This is a genomic window from Halorubrum kocurii JCM 14978 (genome assembly GCF_000337355.1).
Taxonomy (GTDB): Archaea; Halobacteriota; Halobacteria; order Halobacteriales; family Haloferacaceae; genus Halorubrum; species Halorubrum kocurii.
Genome location: NZ_AOJH01000006.1, coordinates 89016 through 107347 on the forward strand (window position 1 = coordinate 89016; position 18332 = coordinate 107347).

The 18332-nt window shown below is 59.9% G+C and carries 18 protein-coding genes; 8 read left to right on the forward strand and 10 right to left on the reverse strand.

What is annotated here, in order from left to right; all coding sequences use genetic code 11:
* Positions 1-84 precede the first annotated feature (84 nt).
* From C468_RS00755 to C468_RS00770, 4 genes are all read right to left on the reverse strand, one after another.
* Complete coding sequence (locus C468_RS00755; protein WP_008846952.1) at positions 85-1323, reverse strand: phage integrase SAM-like domain-containing protein; 1239 nt, start codon at positions 1321-1323, stop codon at positions 85-87.
* Positions 1320-1778 (reverse strand): hypothetical protein, encoded by a 459-nt coding sequence (locus tag C468_RS00760; RefSeq protein WP_008846953.1) that lies wholly within the window; start codon positions 1776-1778, stop codon positions 1320-1322. Before C468_RS00760 ends, C468_RS00755 begins: the two co-directional genes overlap by 4 nt.
* A gap of 3 nt (positions 1779-1781) precedes the next feature.
* Positions 1782-2363: a DUF7342 family protein gene (locus tag C468_RS00765; protein ID WP_008846954.1), complete on the reverse strand. Its 582-nt coding sequence runs from the start codon at positions 2361-2363 to the stop codon at positions 1782-1784.
* Between the two features lie 480 nt (positions 2364-2843).
* Positions 2844-3311 carry an ArsR family transcriptional regulator gene (locus C468_RS00770; RefSeq protein WP_241430955.1) on the reverse strand — a complete coding sequence of 156 codons (468 nt, stop codon included), beginning with the start codon at positions 3309-3311 and terminating at the stop codon, positions 2844-2846.
* Between the two features lie 96 nt (positions 3312-3407).
* Between C468_RS00770 and C468_RS00775 the strand changes: the two genes are divergently transcribed.
* Together C468_RS00775 and C468_RS17195 are read left to right on the forward strand one after the other, a co-directional pair.
* The gene (locus C468_RS00775) at positions 3408-3983 is read left to right on the forward strand and encodes a hypothetical protein (protein ID WP_008846956.1); all 576 of its coding nucleotides are present in this window, start codon (positions 3408-3410) and stop codon (positions 3981-3983) included.
* Positions 3984-4314: 331 nt separating this feature from the next.
* Positions 4315-4953 (forward strand): IS6 family transposase, encoded by a 639-nt coding sequence (locus tag C468_RS17195; RefSeq protein WP_008846957.1) that lies wholly within the window; start codon positions 4315-4317, stop codon positions 4951-4953.
* Between the two features lie 316 nt (positions 4954-5269).
* Here C468_RS17195 and C468_RS00780 read toward each other — a convergent pair whose 3' ends face one another.
* Positions 5270-5641 carry a MarR family transcriptional regulator gene (locus tag C468_RS00780; protein ID WP_008846958.1) on the reverse strand — a complete coding sequence of 124 codons (372 nt, stop codon included), beginning with the start codon at positions 5639-5641 and terminating at the stop codon, positions 5270-5272.
* Between the two features lie 114 nt (positions 5642-5755).
* On the opposite strand from C468_RS00780, the gene C468_RS00785 reads away from it, so the two are divergent.
* Positions 5756-6160 carry a hypothetical protein gene (locus tag C468_RS00785; RefSeq protein ID WP_008846959.1) on the forward strand — a complete coding sequence of 135 codons (405 nt, stop codon included), beginning with the start codon at positions 5756-5758 and terminating at the stop codon, positions 6158-6160.
* Here C468_RS00785 and C468_RS00790 read toward each other — a convergent pair.
* Positions 6140-6556 (reverse strand): hypothetical protein, encoded by a 417-nt coding sequence (locus tag C468_RS00790; protein WP_008846960.1) that lies wholly within the window; start codon positions 6554-6556, stop codon positions 6140-6142. The genes C468_RS00785 and C468_RS00790 overlap by 21 nt on opposite strands.
* Positions 6553-7371, reverse strand: coding sequence for a ParA family protein (locus C468_RS00795; RefSeq protein ID WP_008846961.1), 819 nt, complete (start codon positions 7369-7371; stop codon positions 6553-6555). Before C468_RS00795 ends, C468_RS00790 begins: the two co-directional genes overlap by 4 nt.
* A 922-nt stretch (positions 7372-8293) precedes the next feature.
* Here C468_RS00795 and C468_RS00800 point away from each other — a divergent pair.
* Positions 8294-9550, forward strand: a complete 1257-nt coding sequence (locus tag C468_RS00800) for a mandelate racemase/muconate lactonizing enzyme family protein (RefSeq protein WP_008846962.1) — start codon at positions 8294-8296, stop codon at positions 9548-9550.
* Here the strand turns inward: C468_RS00800 and C468_RS00805 are convergent.
* Positions 9547-12159, reverse strand: a complete 2613-nt coding sequence (locus tag C468_RS00805; RefSeq protein ID WP_152422834.1) for a TIM-barrel domain-containing protein — start codon at positions 12157-12159, stop codon at positions 9547-9549. The two genes, C468_RS00800 and C468_RS00805, sit on opposite strands and share 4 nt — an antisense overlap.
* Here C468_RS00805 and C468_RS00810 point away from each other — a divergent pair.
* From C468_RS00810 to gfo6, 4 genes are all read left to right on the forward strand, one after another.
* A complete protein-coding gene (locus C468_RS00810) occupies positions 12125-13012 on the forward strand; it encodes a fumarylacetoacetate hydrolase family protein (protein WP_008846964.1) in 888 nt (295 codons plus the stop codon). The two genes, C468_RS00805 and C468_RS00810, sit on opposite strands and share 35 nt — an antisense overlap.
* Positions 13013-13092: 80 nt before the next feature.
* Complete coding sequence (locus tag C468_RS00815) at positions 13093-14043, forward strand: phosphotransferase family protein (RefSeq protein WP_008846965.1); 951 nt, start codon at positions 13093-13095, stop codon at positions 14041-14043.
* 158 nt (positions 14044-14201) lie between these two features.
* On the forward strand, positions 14202-14828 hold the full coding sequence (locus C468_RS00820; protein WP_008846966.1) for a histidine phosphatase family protein: 627 nt from the start codon (positions 14202-14204) through the stop codon (positions 14826-14828).
* A gap of 75 nt (positions 14829-14903) precedes the next feature.
* Positions 14904-15962: a D-xylose 1-dehydrogenase Gfo6 gene (gene gfo6 / locus C468_RS00825; RefSeq protein WP_008846967.1), complete on the forward strand. Its 1059-nt coding sequence runs from the start codon at positions 14904-14906 to the stop codon at positions 15960-15962.
* A gap of 157 nt (positions 15963-16119) precedes the next feature.
* On the opposite strand, the gene C468_RS00830 is transcribed toward gfo6, so the two are convergent.
* Both C468_RS00830 and C468_RS00835 read right to left on the reverse strand, forming a co-directional pair.
* Positions 16120-17220 (reverse strand): ABC transporter ATP-binding protein, encoded by a 1101-nt coding sequence (locus C468_RS00830; protein ID WP_008846968.1) that lies wholly within the window; start codon positions 17218-17220, stop codon positions 16120-16122.
* The gene (locus tag C468_RS00835; RefSeq protein ID WP_008846969.1) at positions 17220-18332 is read right to left on the reverse strand and encodes an ABC transporter ATP-binding protein; all 1113 of its coding nucleotides are present in this window, start codon (positions 18330-18332) and stop codon (positions 17220-17222) included. The genes C468_RS00830 and C468_RS00835 overlap by 1 nt, the downstream gene beginning before the upstream one ends.

The following is an 18332-nucleotide window of genomic DNA, read 5'->3' on the forward strand; positions in this document are numbered from 1 at the left end:
AACTCGAGTAGCGATCCAATTTCGGCCGGTTTGCCCAGACGCTTACGGGACAATCGAAGAAAAAGCATCGCGTTCAGCGTGGTCTCAAGAGCTGACAGAATCGATCTCGTTGAGGGCCTCTGTAGCGACATCCCCTAACTCACCGGCCTCGATGTGTGAGTACCGCTCTCGGACCATCTCCTCGGAATTATCCAGATATCGAGCTGCGACCGTGTACCCAAAGGCCCGAACGAGGACCTCACCCATCCCGCGTCGACCGCCGTGGGGTGCGAGATAGTCGTGTTTCGGATGGTCGATATCGATCGCGGCGGCCTCTGAGAGCCGTTGAAGAATCGATCGTGCGCCGGCCGTCGTAATCGACGGCGGGCGAATATCCTCATCGAGCGCCAGCAGTATGTCGCGAGCGTACTCCTCACGGTGTTCAGTAATCGCTTCTGGGCGGTCTCCTCGCTCCGATAGCTCTTCCTCGACGAGCTCTGCGAGCGTCCGTTGGTCGAACGTCGGGAACACCGACCATCGCTCTGTCGGCGGGTCCATCAGCTGACGGTAGCTGCGTAGCGGCGAGATCACCGGATCAGGAACGCTAGCGGCGTCCCACTGCTGTTTCTTCCGGTAGACGTCCATACTCCCGTCCTCAAGCGAGAGGTCCTCCCAACGGACCCCGCGCCGGCGGGGGTCGTTCGGATCGCGGAGGAGTTCACCGACGCGAACGGCCGTGTACGCCAGGACGAACACCAGCGCTCGGTCACGAGCCGCTTTCAGCGCCGCGTAGCGCGCTCCCTGTTTGTCGAGCGGGTCGGTATCCTCCGGGAGTGTCGTATACGTCTCGACGGCGTCGCGGGCTCGGCCGTCAACGTACCGGGTGAGCGCGTGGCGCTGTTCTGACGTCCAAGCCTGCTGATCGCCGGGCTTGCGGCCGTCGTCATCGGGGAGTGGTGCCATCGCACTGGCCCGTTGCGCGTAGTGCGCCTCGAGATACCCCTCGTTGACACACCAGCCGCACCACGCAGAGATATAGCGGTAATAGGTTTGTACAGTGTTTTGTTTGAGTCCCCGATCGCCACTGAGATGCCGAGCGTACTCCCGGAAAACGCGTTCGTCGAGGTCTCCGAAGATGGGATCGCGGTCACCGTCTTCGGGGACGATCCCGGTCCAGCTGTCGCTACCACGGTCGCCGGCGGCCCACTCGGCGAACCGCTCGAGCTCGCGGGCTGCGTTCCGTCGATAGTTCCCGCCGTCGCCCCCGCGGCCTTTCCCCTTGTCCTGGAGGTAGCGCTCGAAGGAACTCGTGAGTGACTGATCAGCGCGTTCTCGGGGTGTCATGGTCCCTCGTTCGCGTACTGGTAGGTCGGACGGACGTCCTCAAGGAGCTCTTCGACGATTTCCCAGAGGACCAGGGAAGGGGTCTCGTGTTGGAATGTAATCCCCCAGCGGTCCTCCGTATCGGCAACTGAGTACTGGAAATGCGCCCGTCCGAGATCGGGATGGTCCTCATCCTGGTGCCAGCCGGGATGAAATCCCGTATTTGGGTCGGTGTAATTGATACGGAACCAATCGTGTGGGTCCTGTCGATACCACTTGACGGTCAGTTCCGGCGAATTAGGACCTCTCGGGGGATCCAGGCGGGCCGGATCGAAAATCGCCCGCAGCTGGGTGGCCTCGATATCGTCAGGAACGTACTCGACAGCCGTGATCTGGGGAACACAGTCGAGGACGTCCCGCTTCAATTGGGCGTAGAGGTTTGCGTTCGGGTCACCACCTGGATGCGGGACCGACATCGGTTAGCTGCTGGCCTCGGCAGACTCTGTCGTCGGAGCCAGGAAGTCCCATTCGCGGATGGCGAAGCCGACGATCTGGATACGCCGCTGAAGGTGGTCCCACTCGCGGGCCATCTCACGGCGACGTTCTTCCTCCTCAGCGTCAAGAGACTCGTCAGCGAGCGTCCCGCGAAGCTGGTTCGGTGATTCGACCTCGAATTCATTCTCCCAGTCGCGAATCTGCGCCTTCATATCGCCGAGACGGTCAGTGAGATCCTCGACAGTGTGCCCGCTGTCTCGAAGCCGCATAGCCTCCTGCATCGCTTGGCGACGGTAATCAGGATAATATGTGGTGTGAGTCCCGCTTTCGTCACGGTGGAGGATGCCATCGTCGACGAGCCGATCGAGGACGCGTTTGGTCGGCTCGTGTGACCAGCCCGCTTCCGAGGCGATCCAGTTGGCTGTTCGCGGCTCCGACAACTGCCGGACGGTCATCCTCACGCGGTCCTCACCCGTGGTCTGGCGTTCCATCAGGCCCTCGGAGTTCGATTCGTCTTCGGACATACAACACCGTTCGCACTTTGTCTTAATATAGGTTGAGGTCATTAGTTCTATATCGAATATATTATTTCGCCATCGCCTCGACCTCGGCTGAGGAGAGTCAGAGAAATCTCGAACCCCGTCCTTGGGGGTTCTACCCCACGGGAAGCGCCGTCGTGAGGCGGTTGCAGCATTCGTGCTTCACCGACGGCGTCGGGGTACTTCAAAGTGGTCGTGATTATCCAAGTAATCACACCCAATCCGATTGTCGGTAGATTCGTCTGTTGAGTGGAAGCACGGGTGTTCTACGCCTCGTTTTCGGCAATAGGGCAGAGGGGTAAACTATATGTCGCTATATAGAACTGGGGGCCCGGGAGTTACACAACCTCGGAGGTTGGGGTTGATGCGTGCCTTCTATTCGATTCACCCGTCCTGAACCAAAAATCGAGATTGAACTCCCCTTGGCGGCTTTGCGCTGGTTACGCTTCCGGAATCTCTTGAATGTCGAGTTCTCCGTCTGGCAAAACGTACGCCCCGAGGTGAGTATCAGTTCCGTCTGTTCGGACGGTCGACGTCTTCGGCGGCCTTGATTTCGTCTGTTTTCTCAACTTCGGCGAATAGCTCTCGATATGCGTCGGGCTCGAAGAGGTTGTTCCGGTCGAACAGCTCGCGGGCGGCGTCGGTGAGCTGAAAGAACCGGTACGGCTGGCCCCGTTCGAGCCCCTCACGATCTCGTTCGATGGCCTCGATTAGTCCCACCTCCTCCAGTCGTATGAGGTGGTCGGTGAGCGTCGACGCTGCGATACTCGGATTGTAGTATTCGAGTTCTTTCTTCGAGGGCGCACCTTTCGGGTGACCGACAATCGTCCCGATGATATTCGCGCGGGTCGTGTCGTCGAGGACACTCAACGCTGCGATCGGATCGAGGCCGGCTGCGTTCTCGGCTGGCGTGAGCGGGGTGGCGTCAGGCCGGGACATTGTGTATGGGTGTTTGTCTCCCGGTCGGATAACCATTTTGGTGAAATTCGAAGTGGTAGTCAGAGTGCTTGCGTATTCCACTTCCGGTCGGATTTCCGTACCATTAGGTGGCGGTAGTGAATCCTACCAAGTATGACTAACGACGACGCTACCCGTGCCGTCATCGACAAATTGGGTGATCAGCCGGGCGAGACGCTCACACCCGAACGGGTTGAGGCGATCCAAACCGCGATGCACGAGGACCTCGGACGGTTCATCAACAACACGTCCTATTTCGTTCTCGGTTCCTACGATGAGGAGGAGCGGCCACGATTGAAAGCTGTTCGCGACCAACTCGCGAGCGATGCCGCAGCCTCGAACTCCGATGACGGGGTCGACGCGTTCCTGATGGACGATATTCTGGACGTCTCGGAGTTCTTCACATCGAAATTCAAGCTGCTGGTCAGCTACGCGGATCATATCGTGGGGGTGTACGAACACTCCCAGGGCGGGCATGCGTGGGAAGCAGGCTACATCGATCAGCCGAACTATCGGGATCGGACGCGAGCGTTTTATCGAACTTACGAGACTGAGGAGGAACAGTACGCGGCCTACGACGGGATGTTCGCACATTATCTCCTCTCGATGGAGCGCGTGGATCGTGCGTACAAGTGGACAACACCCGAGGAACTTCGTGACTGTGTGGCTGATGCCTACGCGCCCGACTGACGACGTGAGGAACGACTATTTGCGTCGGACGTTGACCTCTCTTGTGATGGTCGAAATCCCTGACAACCTTTGCTAGGTATTCAGTGCGACTGTTGGGTCTGACGACGGAAGCTACACACTCAAGCTTCCAGCGAGCGAGGTACGCCACGACGCCATCCAGTCCGGTGAGACGTATCGAATCGTCGTTCTCGAACCCGGGCATACACCACTGCGATCCGATACCCAGTCCTCGGACACGTCGTCAGAGACGGCTGTGACCCCTCAAGAAACCGGTCCTCCCAAGCCGGGTCGCGTAAAGTTAGAGGATGAGGCGTTCGACTTCAGAGTGCTTATGGCCGAAATCGAACGCCTCAGCGAAGGTATTGCGTGGATCAACTTGTCGTTTGTGGAGCGAGATCGAACTCCACGATGGGCGATTGAAATAGGGATCCGCTGTCACTTAGCCGGTATGTCACTGCGTGAGGTAAGTAAACATCTCGAAAGGTTTGGAATCGATCGGAGTCACGTCGCTGTTCATAACTGGGTTCATAAAGCCGATCTACAGCCGATCTCGACCGTCTCAGAGGATCAACTCGCGGTTGACGAAAAGATGATCCGCCTCCATGGTCAGAAATTCTGGCTGTACGGCGCGGTTGATCCGTATACGAACGAGATCCTCCATCTGAGCCTCTATCCGACCACAAATAAACAGACGACGCGATGGTTTCTGACCGAGCTACACCGGCGCTATCAGCTCAATAACGTTGAATTTCTCGTCGATGACGCAGACTATCTCGGATCAGTTCTCGCTGAAGACGGCTATCGATTTCAAGTCATTCAACACGGAAATCGGAATGCTATCGAACGTGTCTTTTGGGAAATAGAACGACGAACATCATCGTTTGCGAATGGTTTCAGCAATGTCGCGCTCGAGACAGCTCAAGATTGGCTCGAAGCCGTCGCCGTCTACCACAATTCACGCCAAACTTAACGCGACCCCTGTGGGCCGGTCGTTGTAGAGTGTCTGTGAGACGATGACGGCGTGGACGAATCGCGGAGCGATTCGTTCGCACACCAGAAATCTGCGATTTCTGGGGACGCTGTATCCCCGCCCTACTGCGCTACTCGGTCGCTGCGCTCCCTGCGTTGCTCCTTGAGGACGGGGCCTTAGCGCCTGAATTTTAGGTAAAACGGCCGTCCCTTGTGGTTCGAGAGAATGAGCCAGGGTCGAGCGTCCTCGTCACCTTTGAACGGATCATCGCCGTAGACGACGTCTCCACGCTCGAAAATCGGAGCGCCTCCGTCCGTCACTGTTCGTCCTCGACGTTGGGGTGCGGCTCGCTGGGCGCGTGTTCCCGCCAAGACTCCTCGTCTTCTGTACCGAGTTGCTCGTTGAACAGTGTGGTCGCGCGTTCGTAACCACTGTATCCGTCGAGCCGCTCAGCATCGTCGGTTATCGCCCAGTACGTTGCTTTGTGTTCGACGAGGTCGCGATCCTTCAGTCGGGAGAGCGCTGTACTAACTGCGCCCTCGTCGACGGCGATCTGGGAGGCGATTTCGCGGGCCTTGAATGCGCGATCATCGTTAGCAGCGAGAAACCCGAGGACTTGCTCAGGCACGGAGAGTTCTTCAAGCTCGTCCTCACTTGTATTCTCAAAGGTATCTCGGTCGATCGACATCGCTGAATAGAGATACGGTATTCTCTGTAAAAAGTGTTAGAAGTGAAAGCTACGAAAGCGCCGAAGGAAACGATTCGTCCATAGCCACGAAGCAGTTCAAGAACCGTATGCATTGTGACGGCCAGTCTCAACTTCTCGCTCAACAACTCCTTCTTCGGACTGGACGACAGCAACGTCGAGGAGCTGACCGAGAACGTGGCACCGTTCATCGGGAACACAACCTTCCGGCGGACGGACGGGTGGCACACCTACCGGCACTACACCATGTACGAGGCCTTCGAGAAAGTCTCGGCGGTCTTCCAGCACCGAGGAGCGGTTCGACCTCTGCGGCGGCGGCCGTGGTCGACGGCGGCGTGGCCGGTCTCTCAGCCGCGGTGTTCACTGCCCTTCGGGCTGGACACGCTCGTCGTCAACGCGGGCGGGTCCATCCTCCGGCGTCATTGTGTGCAGCGTTACGGATATTCGAGGGGAAGGCCCGCGTGTGGGGCGGGGAGAACGTCAATCCTCGCCGAGTTCTGAAAGGCGAGCCTGAATTTCCTCAGCATCCGCATCAGAGAGCGCCTCAACACCGAACTGGACAAGTAGTGGGTAGAAGTGGCGATTCTTTTTAAATTCGTCCTGGCCCGCCTTCCGGAGCTTTAGCTGGGACTCGAGGTAAGTATCCTCCATCTCGGAGAGGACAGCATCGGGGATGTAGATGGTCCGCCCGTTCCACTCGTCTTTGATGTTCGTCTTCGTTTTGCTCGTTTTACTCGTTTCGGTCGTTTCACTCGTTGAAGACGATGACGTCGTTTCGGTCGATGAACCGGTTTTCACCGATTCGCTCGCCTCACTCGTTTCGCCGGAATCGGCCTCATCGTCCTCGTCTTCGTAGTTACCCTCGATGCCGGACGCATCGCCCCAGCCGTCGGTCATGCTTCCACCTTCTCGGGCGCGGTCTTCTCGAACGTCTCGTCGAACAGATCGGCGAGCTCGTTGAACAGTTCGCGTGCATCCTCGACGCGCTGGTTCTCCTTCCCGAACCCGAAGACCGACACCCCTTCGCCAATCGACTGGGAGAGATCGGTCCGCTTCGGGATCTCGAACACCGGGAGAGAGTACGCCGATCTGATCTCCTCGATGGTCTCTCGGTGTTCGCTGTTCTGTTCGACCCGATTACAAACGATCGCGAGCCGATTGATGTCGCCGTATGCCGGTTCGAGGGAGCTCAGCTGCTTCGCGAAAATCTGGAGGCTGTTGGCGTTGAGCTTCTCGGGAATGACGGGGATGACGACGTTGCCAGTCGCGACAAGGGCGTTGTCGGTGAGGACGTTCAGAGACGGCGGCGTGTCGACGATGACGTAGTCGTAGTCCTTATTGAGTTCGTCGAGAGCCATCTCCAGTCGCTCTCGGCTCTTCGGCGCCTCGAGCAACGTCTGGATGTTCTTGTTGTTCGCGAGCTTCTCGCTCGCGGGGAGGATGTCGAACTCCTCGTGTTCGACGACGATGTCGTTCACCGACTCCATCTGGTCGAAGTCGAGGACGTCGAACAGCGTCGTGCGGTCGGTGTCGTAGTACAGATCGTTGTAGCCAAGCGAACAGGTGAGTCCCCCGTGGTAGTCGATATCGACCAGGAGGACGTCGTGGCCGCGGGCGGAGAGTGCGCCGCCGGCATGAATGACGTCAGTCGTCTTCCCCGCGCCTCCCTTCTGATTCGCCACCGTGATTCGTGCTGTGTTGGTGTCAGCCATTGTTTCGTTTCTCTCGTTGTATTCGTTTCGTTCGTTTTGATCGTTCGGTTCGTTAGGTTCGGTGAGGGAGTTTCACTCGGGTGGAGGAACACGACCATATTAAAACCAACTGCTCGTTACACTCGTTGAACCGAACACACTCGTTTCCATCAACCCACTCATTCAGTTCGTTTAATTCGTTTCTTTCGTTTTATTCGTGTTTCTCATTCTTTTCATCGAATAGAAGGCACCCAGTTCAGGCTCAACCAGTTCGTTTTCCAGAACGCGTTCAATATTTTCGTTTACTTCGTTCTATTCATTTTGTTCGTTATGCTCGTTATGCTCGTTTAGGGAGTTTTAGGGGGTTAAGCTTCTCTCGGAGAGAACCGAAAGAGTGTGTTCGTTCTGGACCAACCGTCTCGATACCGGTCAATAGCGCTCTATCGCCGTATACCGGGCTCATAGTTCGTTTTATGCTCGTACCGTGAGTGTCCCGAGTCGATGGGAGCAACTGAGAATGTTCGGCGGCGCTGTCGAGTCGTAGCGGAACCGAACCGCGATATGGCCGTGACGCTGTGCGGTGTCAACGGGCGGACGTATCAAGTTATCGACGCTGCTGAGGCGGTCCGCGAACGATTAAAACAACTGGGTCCCGGCGACACCGTCAGGGTCGTCCTTCAACCGGTCCGGTGTCGTGGCGACGGCTGGCGGATCACTCGGCTAGACGAAACGACTCCACGGAGGCCCCTGCTTAAGAGACCGGTCTGCGACTCGGAACGGCAATTTGCCACGAAACGGACATCCCGGTAGACGCTTCGGTTCCCGCGGTTCACCACAGTTCGCAGCTGCGGTTTGCCCGCTGTATTCACTACCACTCTCTCGTCACCCTGCAAGCCAAGGAAACGGGAAAGTTTCAAATGGTTTCCCAGCACTAATCAGTTAAATGACCGACGAAGAGTACGTGATCCCGCCAGGCGGGGGAGTTCCTTGGCGGGACCTGACGATGGACGAGGCCAATCGCCCGACAGAGCGTGAACTGGAGATCACTGCTATCGAGACGATGGCTCTCCAAGGGAATTTCACTTGGGGGCTTATAAAAATCGAGACAGACACCGACCACTACGGCATCGGTGAGGTGTTCGTCGGTCAGGAGGCGTTGGATATCGTTGAGCGTGACGCGCACCTCCTCGTCGGCGAGAATCCACTTGACGTCGATAGGCTGAGCGAACACTTAGAACAGAACCGCACGGCGACGGGGACGATGGGGCAGGCGGCATTCAGCGCCGTCCAGACGGCCCTCCTCGATCTCAAAGGAAAGGTTGCCGACCTCCCCGTGTACGAACTTCTTGGTGGGAAGTACCGCGACGAAGTCAGGGTGTACTGTGACACCCACGGCGGTGAGTCGCTGGGAGAGGCCCAGAAGCGAGACCCCCGTGATGTCTACACTCCGGAGTCGTACGCCGAGGCGGCCCGCGGCGTGGTCGACGAGGGGTTTGATATCCTGAAGTTCGACCTCGACGTGCCGACGCACCGTTCGGCGGATACCGCTTCCCGTCGCCTCGACAACGAGGCCATCGAACACAAGGTCTCACTGATCGAAGCGGTGCGGGACGAGATCGGATACGATATCGATTTGGGTGTCGATCTTCACTGGAACTTCACAGCCGAGACAGCGATGCGTCTCGTCGACAAACTCGAACCATACGACCTTGCGTGGGTCGAGGATCCAGTCCCCCCCAAGCGCATCGAAGCCCACCGTCGGGTCACTGAGCAGTCAACGACGCCGATACTGACCGGCGAGAACGTGGTCACCGTCGACGGGTTCAACGATCTCGTGACCCAGGACGCGCTCGACATCGCGGCACCGGACGTCAACCGGTGTGGCGGCCTGTGGGAGCTTCGAAAGATTGCGACGATCTGCGATATGTACGGCGTCCCGCTTGCGCCGCACAACATCGCGAGTCCGGTCGGCACGATGGGCGGTGTCCACGCGATGGCCGCGATACCGAACGTGATCGCCTTGGAGTACCACGCCCGGGACGTCCCGTGGTGGGACGACCTCATCACTCGAACCGGTGAGTCCGGCCCGGTCATCGAGGACGGAACCGTCGACCTCCCGGAGGGACCGGGTCTCGGCATCGAAATCGACCGCGATGTCGCAGCGGAGTACCTCACCGAGGACAGCGAACTGTTCTTTTAGAACTCGACGGCGAGTGTTTCGTCCTCGGTCACGGCCCACTCACCCGCGTCTGGGTTCCGGTCAACCCTTTCGAGTGTCTCGGGGGCGCTCGTCTCCTCGGTCTCGATCGTCACGGTCGCCGGAATCCGTTCGACCCCCTCGACGGTAGCGCTGAACCGGGTTTCCGAGAGTGACCCGTCAGCTGCTGGTTCGAATCTGAACGCGAGTGATTCGTGTGTCTCGTTCGCTTCGAGCCGTATTGTCCCGGCAACATCACCATCGGCGTACTCGAAGGCTGCGTCGTTCCGGCCGCGGTCGAGTGGGATCTGAAGCGTCACGGCTTCGAAGGCGGCGTCCGGCACCGACTCAGTCGGTTCCATCGTCGGCGTGATGGTGCCGGCCCGGAGAAACACCGGCATGTCGTCGAGGTCGACTTCCCGAGAGATGGTCTGTCCGCCCTCGTACCGCTTACCCGTCCAGTAGTCGACCCAGGTCCCGTCCGGGAGGTAGATGTCGACGTACCCGTCACGTGTCAACACCGGCGCGAGCAGGAGGTTCTCACCGATCATGAACTGGTCGCCAATGCCCTGGACGCCACGGTCGTTCTGGAATTCGAGTACGAGCGGCCGCATCACGGGGAGGCCCGTCTCGGGAGCGCGCTCAGCGTACGAGAAGAGGTACGGTAACAGTCGGTACCGCTCCCGCGCGTAGTCACGGACGATGTCGAGCGCACGGTCGCCGAACTCCCACGGTTCTCTCGGGGTCGTCCCGTGGAACCGGGCGTGGCTGTTACCGAGTAAGCCGAACTGCGCCCACCTGACGTACAGTTCGGTCGATGGTTCACCGTGGAACCCGCCGATGTCCGCGCCCCAGAATGCGTAGCCCGAGAGGATGAGACTCAACCCACCGCGGAGGGACGCCGCCATCGCCTCAAAGGTGGTGTTGGGGTCGCCGCCCCAGTGGATGGGATACTGCTGGCCACCGGCCCACCCTGGACGTGCCCATAGAATCGGTCGACGGTCGGGTCTGGCTTCGGCCATCGCCTCGTAGACGGTCTCCGTATAGCGGTGTGCCTGCCGATTCCGACTGACTTTACCGCTCGTCATATCGTGACAGATAGCGTCTTCGGGCAGATATTCGCCGAAGTCCGTTTTGAAGGCGTCAACACCCATGTCCAAGAGGTGTGCGTGACGGTCCTTCCACCACTCGACGGCCTCGGGGTTCGAGAAGTCGACGATACTACTGCGGGTGGGTGACCAGTTCAGCCGCGACAACATGTACGGCTTCCCCCCTGGGTCGGACACCAGATAGCCGTTCTCCCTGGCCTCATCGAATGCCTCCGTCGATGTCGACAGATACGGATTCTCCCACAGGGAGAGTTTGAATCCTTCGTCGTGTAGCTGTTCGATCATTCCCTCGGGGTCGGGGAAATCCTCGCGGTCCCACAAGAGGTCACACAACTGGTCGTCCTTGAGCCACGGCGGATCCAGATGCAACACGTCGCTGGGGATCTCCTCCGATCGGAGCCGGGTTGCGACCGACTCTAACTCCTCTCGATTCTGGTATGCCAGCCGTGACATCCAGATCCCGAGGCTCCACTTCGGAATCGAACCGGGCCGTCCGCTCAACGCCGTGTAGTTCTCAATGATGTCTTTAAATGAGGGACCGTAAAAGAAGACAAACTGGAAGTTATCGTCGTGAACGGCAACCTCGTTCGACACCGTCGACTCGCTCCCGATGTCGAAATCCACCTTCCGGTAGGTGTCCGCGAGGAATCCGTACCCCTTCGACGAGAGGAAGAACGGGACGTTCTTGTAGGAATGAGTCGTGTCGGTGCCGTGCGGTTGCGTGACCCAAGACTCGACGTGTTGGCCGCGCTTTTCGAATTCGGTGAACTTCTCGCCGAGCCCGAAGATGCGCTCGTCTCCCTGGAGTTTAAACGCGGCACCGGTCTCCGTGGTCCGAAGCGGCCATCGGTTCGTCTCTTCCGCGGTGAATCCGAGTGGCCGTGATCGAGCACCGCCCTTGGCGACGGCGTCGTCCCGCTGTTCTGATAGTAACCACCGGCCGTCCACGGTCTCGACCCGAAAGGACCACTCCGTCAGCTCAACTGTGACACACAAATCGGTGGTCTCGATCACGAGGGTTCCGTCGTTTTGCTGGATGTCGAGTTGGTTGGGACCGTCCCAGACGCTCTCGTTGAGCGGCAGCGTCTCGGTCCCGTCCCGCACTTCAGGTGTCGCGTAGAACTCGAAGCGGAACACGCTGTCGTTGTAAAACCGGATTTCGACCGGATAGCCAGTTTTCGGGAGCGAAAAGTTTCCGACTTCACCGCCGTCGTACTCGACCTCGCAGTCCAGAACCACCCCGTCGTCACGCTCTGCTAACACCGTCGCTTCTGCGACCGTTGCACGCGGCATACTAACACCCTCCACATCCAACCCTAATATATCATTCCCCGGGTGTGTGCTCGAACTCTGGCGAACGGGTGAACGCAGTGCTCGGGTGCGGCCTCCGCCTCCCAGACGGCTATCTCCCGGCGATCCATGCCAGGGTGATCCGGTTATATGACCCGGGCGCTCGTGAGCTATCAGTATGCGGCTGATAAGGTTCGCGACGGACGGTGCCACTGCGAGTCTCGGCGTCCACAAGCCCGATAGCGGCGTGGTGGTCGACCTCGAAACGATCGGCGATGAACTCGATGTCGGGCTCTCGGAAACCATGCCGGAACTGCTGGCCGAGCCACGGTGGCGCGAGAAGCTCGATCTGCTCGTGACCCACGCGGCGGAAACCGGGGCAGGCGAACGCGACGCGGAAACCGTTGAGCTGCTGGCACCCATCGAGTCCCCTGGAAAAATCATCTGTGTGGGTCTCAACTACATTGAACACGTCGAGGAGGGCGGGCAGGAGCGCCCGGAGAACCCGATCCTGTTCTCGAAGTTCACGAACGCCATCACCGGCCCGGACTCGGAGATTGCGTGGGACCCGGAGTTAACAGCGGAGGTCGATTACGAGGCAGAGCTCGCCCTCGTCGTGGGCGACCGCACGCGCAGAGTGGCCCCGGAGGAGGCGACGGATCACCTCGCGGGCTACACCGTCGCGAACGACGTCTCCGCGAGGGATCTACAGTTCGCCGACGACCAGTGGGTCCGTGGTAAAAGCCTCGACGGGTTCTGTCCGCTCGGCCCCTCCATCGTCACCGAAGACGAACTCGACGACCCCGAGGCCTGCTCGATCTGGACGGAAGTAAACGGCGAGCGACTCCAAGACTCGTCGACATCGAACCTCATCTTCGACATTGACACCCTCGTTTCGTTCTGTAGCGACGCGTTCACGCTCGAGCCGGGGGACGTGATCCTCACTGGGACGCCACCGGGCGTGGGTGCGTTCCGGGAGCCGCCAATTTATTTGCAGGACAGTGACACCGTCGAGGTCGGAATCGAGGGCATCGGCACATTGACCAACCACTGCGGCCACGACTGATTCGCACGGACAGATCACTCCGGACCACGCCGACTTTGACAGGCAAAGGAGTCATAACGAACTGATTCTTAGGATAGGTAATGCCTGAGAGTAGGAGCCTGATTGCGTCGGTTTTCCCCGATCGTGCCGTCGAGTCGGCATCCGCCTCGACCGCCGGGAACTCTAAGCGGACGGTCGCCGTGTGGTTCGAGGAGGAGGATCCTGTGGTGTTACAGTACTCCACCGACTCGTCACTGCGGACCGAGGGCGAATTGGCGCGCGCAATCCGCACCCGAACGGCCGTTCCAGTCCCGCGGGTTGTCGAAATCGGGTCCCATGGAGCGAGCAGCTACATCGTCAGCGAGCTGGCTCCGGGGAAGAACCTGCACAGCCGGTTCGCCGGTCTCGACCGTGAACCGCAGCAGCGGATCGCTCGGCAGTTCGGCCACTACCTCGCCGAGATTCACGACGCGTTCAGCTTTGAGGGAGTGGGTCAAGTCAACAGTTCGATGGGACCGGACGGCCTGCAGTTCCACGCCGCTGAGTCTGATGACTTCGAGGGCTGGTTTCGCCGATACGCGAGGGAGGGAATCGAAGCGTTGCCCGACCCGTTCGACCCGGTTCGTGGTCGGCTCGAAGACGCGGTTCTGTCGTGGGGATACGACAGCGACTGGGACCCGCGTCTCTTTCCGTGGGACCTCCGTCCGGGGAACGCGCTTGCCATGGACGGCGAACTGTCCGCAGTCCTGGACTGGGGCGACCCGCTCGCGGCCCCACCGGGGCTTGCCGTCGCAAAAGCGCAACACCTTATCGCGGACTGGTACGTCGAAGACACCGCGCCGGTCCGGTCGGCGTTCCGCGACGGGTACGAGTCGGTCCGTCCGTACCCAACGGTACCGACGGTCTTCTCCCTCGTGGCAGTCCTCCGATCGGCAGTCGACTCACACGGGGTCGTCACCCGACCGCGATACCCGGAATGGACCGGCGAGAAGGCGGTCGCGTTCCACCTCGATCGACTGCACGACATCTTGGCGGAGGCCGACGAGGACTGATCCGGGTCGTTGTCGTCTTCGGCGGCGATCGACGGTACGAATCGGCGACCACTGACCACCGGCGAAGTGAATCGTCCGGCGGGAACACCTCGATTCGGCGGGCTAACACCGAACAGGCAGCACACGATATATATACCAGGGGTGAATTAATTATTCCGATGGGCAAGATACTACTACTCCGACACGGGGAGACCGAATGGAACCGAGTCGACCGGATCCAGGGGTGGCGAGACATCTCACTCAACGACCGTGGTCGGAGCCAGTCTAGGGCAGCGTCGCAGTTTCTCGCGGAGCAGTATCCGGATCTCAACCGCATAGTCGCCTCTGACCTGTCGCGAGCCGCGGAGACGGCCGAAACCGTCGTTTCAGCCCCCACGTTCGATGACCTCAACGTCGAGTACGACACGCGGTGGCGCGAGCGAGACTTCGGCATCTACGAAGGAGACCGGGGAGACACGTTCTTCCAAGAGAACCCCGAGTTTGCAGTCATCGACGGGCTAGAAGGGGCGAAGCAGAACGTGCCAGAAGACGGGGAGAGCTACATCCAGTTTAGAGATCGCATCTTGGACGGATGGTCGGAGCTGCGGACCACCGACGAGACGGTCCTCTTGGTCACCCACAGCGGGGCTATCAGGACTATTATCGCCGCGGTAGAGGACATTACCATCGACCGCGCGCTTCTGGACTACAAGATTGCCAATGGCAGCATCACCGAAGTGGTCGTCGAAGACGAGGTGTGGCTCGACATCGTCAACCGGATCGAACACCTCTCGCCGTCACTGTGAGACGGGGGTGGTTCACCGATATCCGTGCCGCGAGGGACGCGTAACTGTTTTGGTCGATTCGTCCGTCAGGTCCGTATGGAGACCGTTCCGTCGCTCGAACGCTTTCGTCGTCGAGACTGGCTGAAGACCGAACCCGAGGGCAGTGTTCGGTTCGCACTCGTCGGACTCGGGTCATTCACGCGCGAGTGGATCATTCCTGCCTTGGAGCGGTCGACGTACAACGAGGCGACCTGTCTTGTCAGTGGGGACGCGGAGAAAGCCGACCGAATCGCCGAGGAACACGGCGTCGGGTCGGCCGTCACGTACGAGGGGTTCCTCGACGGCACGGCTGACGACAGCTACGACGCGGTGTACATCGCGACGCCGAACGCCCTGCACCTGCCCTACGCCGAACACGCCGCAGCCAACGGGAAGCACGTCCTCTGTGAAAAGCCGATGGAGGCCACGGCCGACCGCGCTCGAGAGATGGTCGAGACGTGTGAGGCCGCGGGTGTAACACTGATGGTAGCGTATCGACTCCAGTTTAACCCGACCGTCCGCTGGGTGCGGAGCCTCCTCCGTGAAGGGACCCTCGGGATGCCGGTCCACGTCAGGGGCGCCATGTCCCAGGACATCTTCGAGGCAATCTCGCCCGACCCGAATCAATGGCGTCTGGATCCGGAGCTCTCCGGCGGGGCCGCACTGGCCGACCTCGGGTTGTACCCGCTGAACACCAGCCGATTCCTCCTAGATGCCGACCCGACCGAGGTCACCGCGCAGGTGAGCAACCGCCACGACGCGTTCGAGGGCGTGGACGAATCGATCGCGTTCACTGTCAGCTACGACGACGGAACGGTGGGAGCCTACACGGCAAGCCAGCGATCCGACGTGACGAGCCACCTCCACGTCACCGGGACGGCGGGGACCGTCAGACTCGAACCGACCTTCTTCGGTGAAGTCGAGGCCACCCTCCAGACCGACGAAGGGACTCTAACCGTCGAACCGGGCGAAGAAAACGAGATGATCGAGGAGTTCGACTACTTCGCGAGCCGCGTCCTCACCGACGTAGACGTAGCCCCTGACGGCCGACACGGCCTCGAGGACATGCGGACCATCGAACGACTGTACCGAGACGCGGGGCTCGACCTCGGCTGACCGGCGGCGATCGGTCCGGGGATGCCTCCTACCCGGAACCGGCGGACGAACAGACATGGCCGACAACGGGCGTGGCCAAAGGGAGACAGTTGGCGGAATACCGGACAGAGAACACCTCGAAAGCAGCCCCTGAGAACGGGGCACTGTCGTCTGAAGGCTACTGAACCGCCTGATTCTTCAGGCTGATCGCCTCGCCGCTGTCCGCATCGAACAAGTAGACATTGGCCCGGTCGATGCCTGCCGTAACCAAATCCCCGGGTGAGGGGCGGACTGACGCTGGCGCCCTCACCGTCATATCCGTGTTCTCGACGCTCAGGAACAAGAAGTTACCGTCGCCTTGGTACTCTACCTCAGTCACTGACGCGGTGGCCGAGAGGTCCCTCGATTCGCCGACGACGATATCCTCGGGTCGGAGGCCGAACACGACATTCCGGACCCTGCCGTCGGCGCCCGTCGAGTCAATCGTACCCAGTTCCTGACCGAATAGGCTGACAGTCTCCCCGTCGACACTGCGTTCGACGGTGTTCATCGACGGACTGCCGAGGAACTCACCGACGAATCGGTTCGCAGGCTGGGTGTACGCCTCCTCCGGGCTTGCGGCTTGCTGCAGCCGTCCGTCATTCAGGATGGCGATCCGGTCGGACATCGTCATCGCCTCCTTTTGATCGTGAGTGACGTATATTGTAGTGATGTCGAGGTCCCGGTGGATGCGCTGTAGTTCGCGGCGCATTTCCGACCGAAGTTTGGCGTCGAGGTTCGAGAGGGGTTCATCGAGGAGGAACACGTCCGGTTCGCGGACGATCGCACGACCCAGCGCGACCCGCTGTTTCTGACCGCCAGACATCTCGTCAGGCGTGTCATCGAGAATGTCCGTGATCTCAAGCAGTTCGGCCATCTCGGTGACGTGCTCGTCGCGCTCGTCCTTCGACATGCCTCCGGCGTGTTTCAGCCCGTAGGCCATGTTCTCCCGGCCAGTCATGCTGGGATACAGAGCGTAGTTCTGGAACACCATGGCAACGTTACGCTCGGCCGGTGCCAAGTCCTGCACTTCTCGGTCGCCGATATTGATCGTCCCCTCCGTGACCGTCTCGAGGCCCGCAATCATTCGTAGGGTCGTCGTCTTCCCGCAGCCGGAGGGGCCGACGATGACGGCGAACTGTCCATCGCCGATGGTCATGTTCAGGTCGTCGACCGCTCGCTCGGTCCCCTGTGCGTCGTTGTACACCTTCGAGACGCCTTCGAGCGTAACGCGAGTCATTAGAGCCGCCTCCCCGCGCTGTCGAACGCGACGATCTGATCCACGTCGAACTGCACTTGGACCGAGTCACCTGGTGCACCGGTCAGGTTTGGAGACTGGATCGAAAACAGCCGGTCGTTGCGTTTGAGCGTCGCCTCGTAGGTGTGGCCCAGCGGTTCGATCACGTCGAGCTCGAACGTCACTGGATCCGTGAATCGACCTTCGGTGGAGCCGCCCTTCACGATCGCGTCCTCCGGGCGAACGCCGATACGGGCCGTCTCGGGGGGCGCGTCAATCCCGATCTCGGTCATCAGCACCTCGCCGTTGAACAGTCCGCCGTCGGTGACGTCGATGAGGTTTATTGCGGGGTCGCCGAGGAACGTTGCCACGAACTCGTTGATCGGCTGTTTGTAGACCTCTTTTGGAGTGCCGACCTGTTCGATTTCCCCATTGTTCATGATGACGACTCTGTCGGCGATCGATAGGGCCTCTTCTTGATCGTGGGTGACGTACACCGTGGTAGTGCCGAGATGACGCTGAAGAGAGTGCAACTCGGCGCGGGTCTGGACGCGGAGCTTGGCGTCGAGGTTCGAGAGCGGCTCGTCGAGAAGGAAGACCCGCGGTTCGCGGATGATTGTCCGACCGACTGCTACCCGCTGTCGCTGGCCGCCCGATAGCTGGTCGGGATCCTTTTCGAGGAGTTCGGTGATCTCGAGCATTTCGGCGACCTCTTCGATCTTTTGCTGCTTGGCGTCGCCCTCCAAGTCTGTCTTCCCGAGCGGAAATGCGAGGTTACCGCGGACCGTCTTGTGTGGATACAGCGCGTAGCTCTGGAACACCATCGACACGTCCCGGTTCTGGGGCAGGGTCTCTGTAACGTCCTCAGAACCGATACGGATCTGACCCCCCGTAACCGTCTCTAGGCCTGCGATCATCCGCAGGGTAGTCGTTTTCCCACATCCGGAGGGACCGAGGAGGACGAGCAACTCGCCTGGCTGAACCTCAAGCGAGATGCCGTCGACCGCGACAGTGTCCTCGAAGTGTTTCGTCACCGATTCGAGTGTGATTCGGTAGCCTGTCGAGCCGTCGATTCCCGACTCACCGTCGTCCGTGTGGGTGTCTATCTGTGACAT

Coding starts and splice junctions, on each gene's coding strand:
- C468_RS00810 (WP_008846964.1), top strand. CDS start 12,125: ATGCGGCTGATAAGGTTCGCGACGGACGGTGCCACTGCGAGTCTCGGC.
- C468_RS00800 (WP_008846962.1), top strand. CDS start 8,294: ATGACCGACGAAGAGTACGTGATCCCGCCAGGCGGGGGAGTTCCTTGG.
- C468_RS00835 (WP_008846969.1), bottom strand. CDS start 18,332: ATGTCACAGATAGACACCCACACGGACGACGGTGAGTCGGGAATCGAC.
- C468_RS00775 (WP_008846956.1), top strand. CDS start 3,408: ATGACTAACGACGACGCTACCCGTGCCGTCATCGACAAATTGGGTGAT.
- C468_RS00760 (WP_008846953.1), bottom strand. CDS start 1,778: ATGTCGGTCCCGCATCCAGGTGGTGACCCGAACGCAAACCTCTACGCC.
- C468_RS00780 (WP_008846958.1), bottom strand. CDS start 5,641: ATGTCGATCGACCGAGATACCTTTGAGAATACAAGTGAGGACGAGCTT.
- C468_RS00830 (WP_008846968.1), bottom strand. CDS start 17,220: ATGACTCGCGTTACGCTCGAAGGCGTCTCGAAGGTGTACAACGACGCA.
- C468_RS00755 (WP_008846952.1), bottom strand. CDS start 1,323: ATGACACCCCGAGAACGCGCTGATCAGTCACTCACGAGTTCCTTCGAG.
- C468_RS00820 (WP_008846966.1), top strand. CDS start 14,202: ATGGGCAAGATACTACTACTCCGACACGGGGAGACCGAATGGAACCGA.
- gfo6 (WP_008846967.1), top strand. CDS start 14,904: ATGGAGACCGTTCCGTCGCTCGAACGCTTTCGTCGTCGAGACTGGCTG.
- C468_RS00790 (WP_008846960.1), bottom strand. CDS start 6,556: ATGACCGACGGCTGGGGCGATGCGTCCGGCATCGAGGGTAACTACGAA.
- C468_RS00795 (WP_008846961.1), bottom strand. CDS start 7,371: ATGGCTGACACCAACACAGCACGAATCACGGTGGCGAATCAGAAGGGA.
- C468_RS17195 (WP_008846957.1), top strand. CDS start 4,315: ATGGCCGAAATCGAACGCCTCAGCGAAGGTATTGCGTGGATCAACTTG.
- C468_RS00770 (WP_241430955.1), bottom strand. CDS start 3,311: ATGGTTATCCGACCGGGAGACAAACACCCATACACAATGTCCCGGCCT.
- C468_RS00815 (WP_008846965.1), top strand. CDS start 13,093: ATGCCTGAGAGTAGGAGCCTGATTGCGTCGGTTTTCCCCGATCGTGCC.
- C468_RS00765 (WP_008846954.1), bottom strand. CDS start 2,363: ATGACCTCAACCTATATTAAGACAAAGTGCGAACGGTGTTGTATGTCC.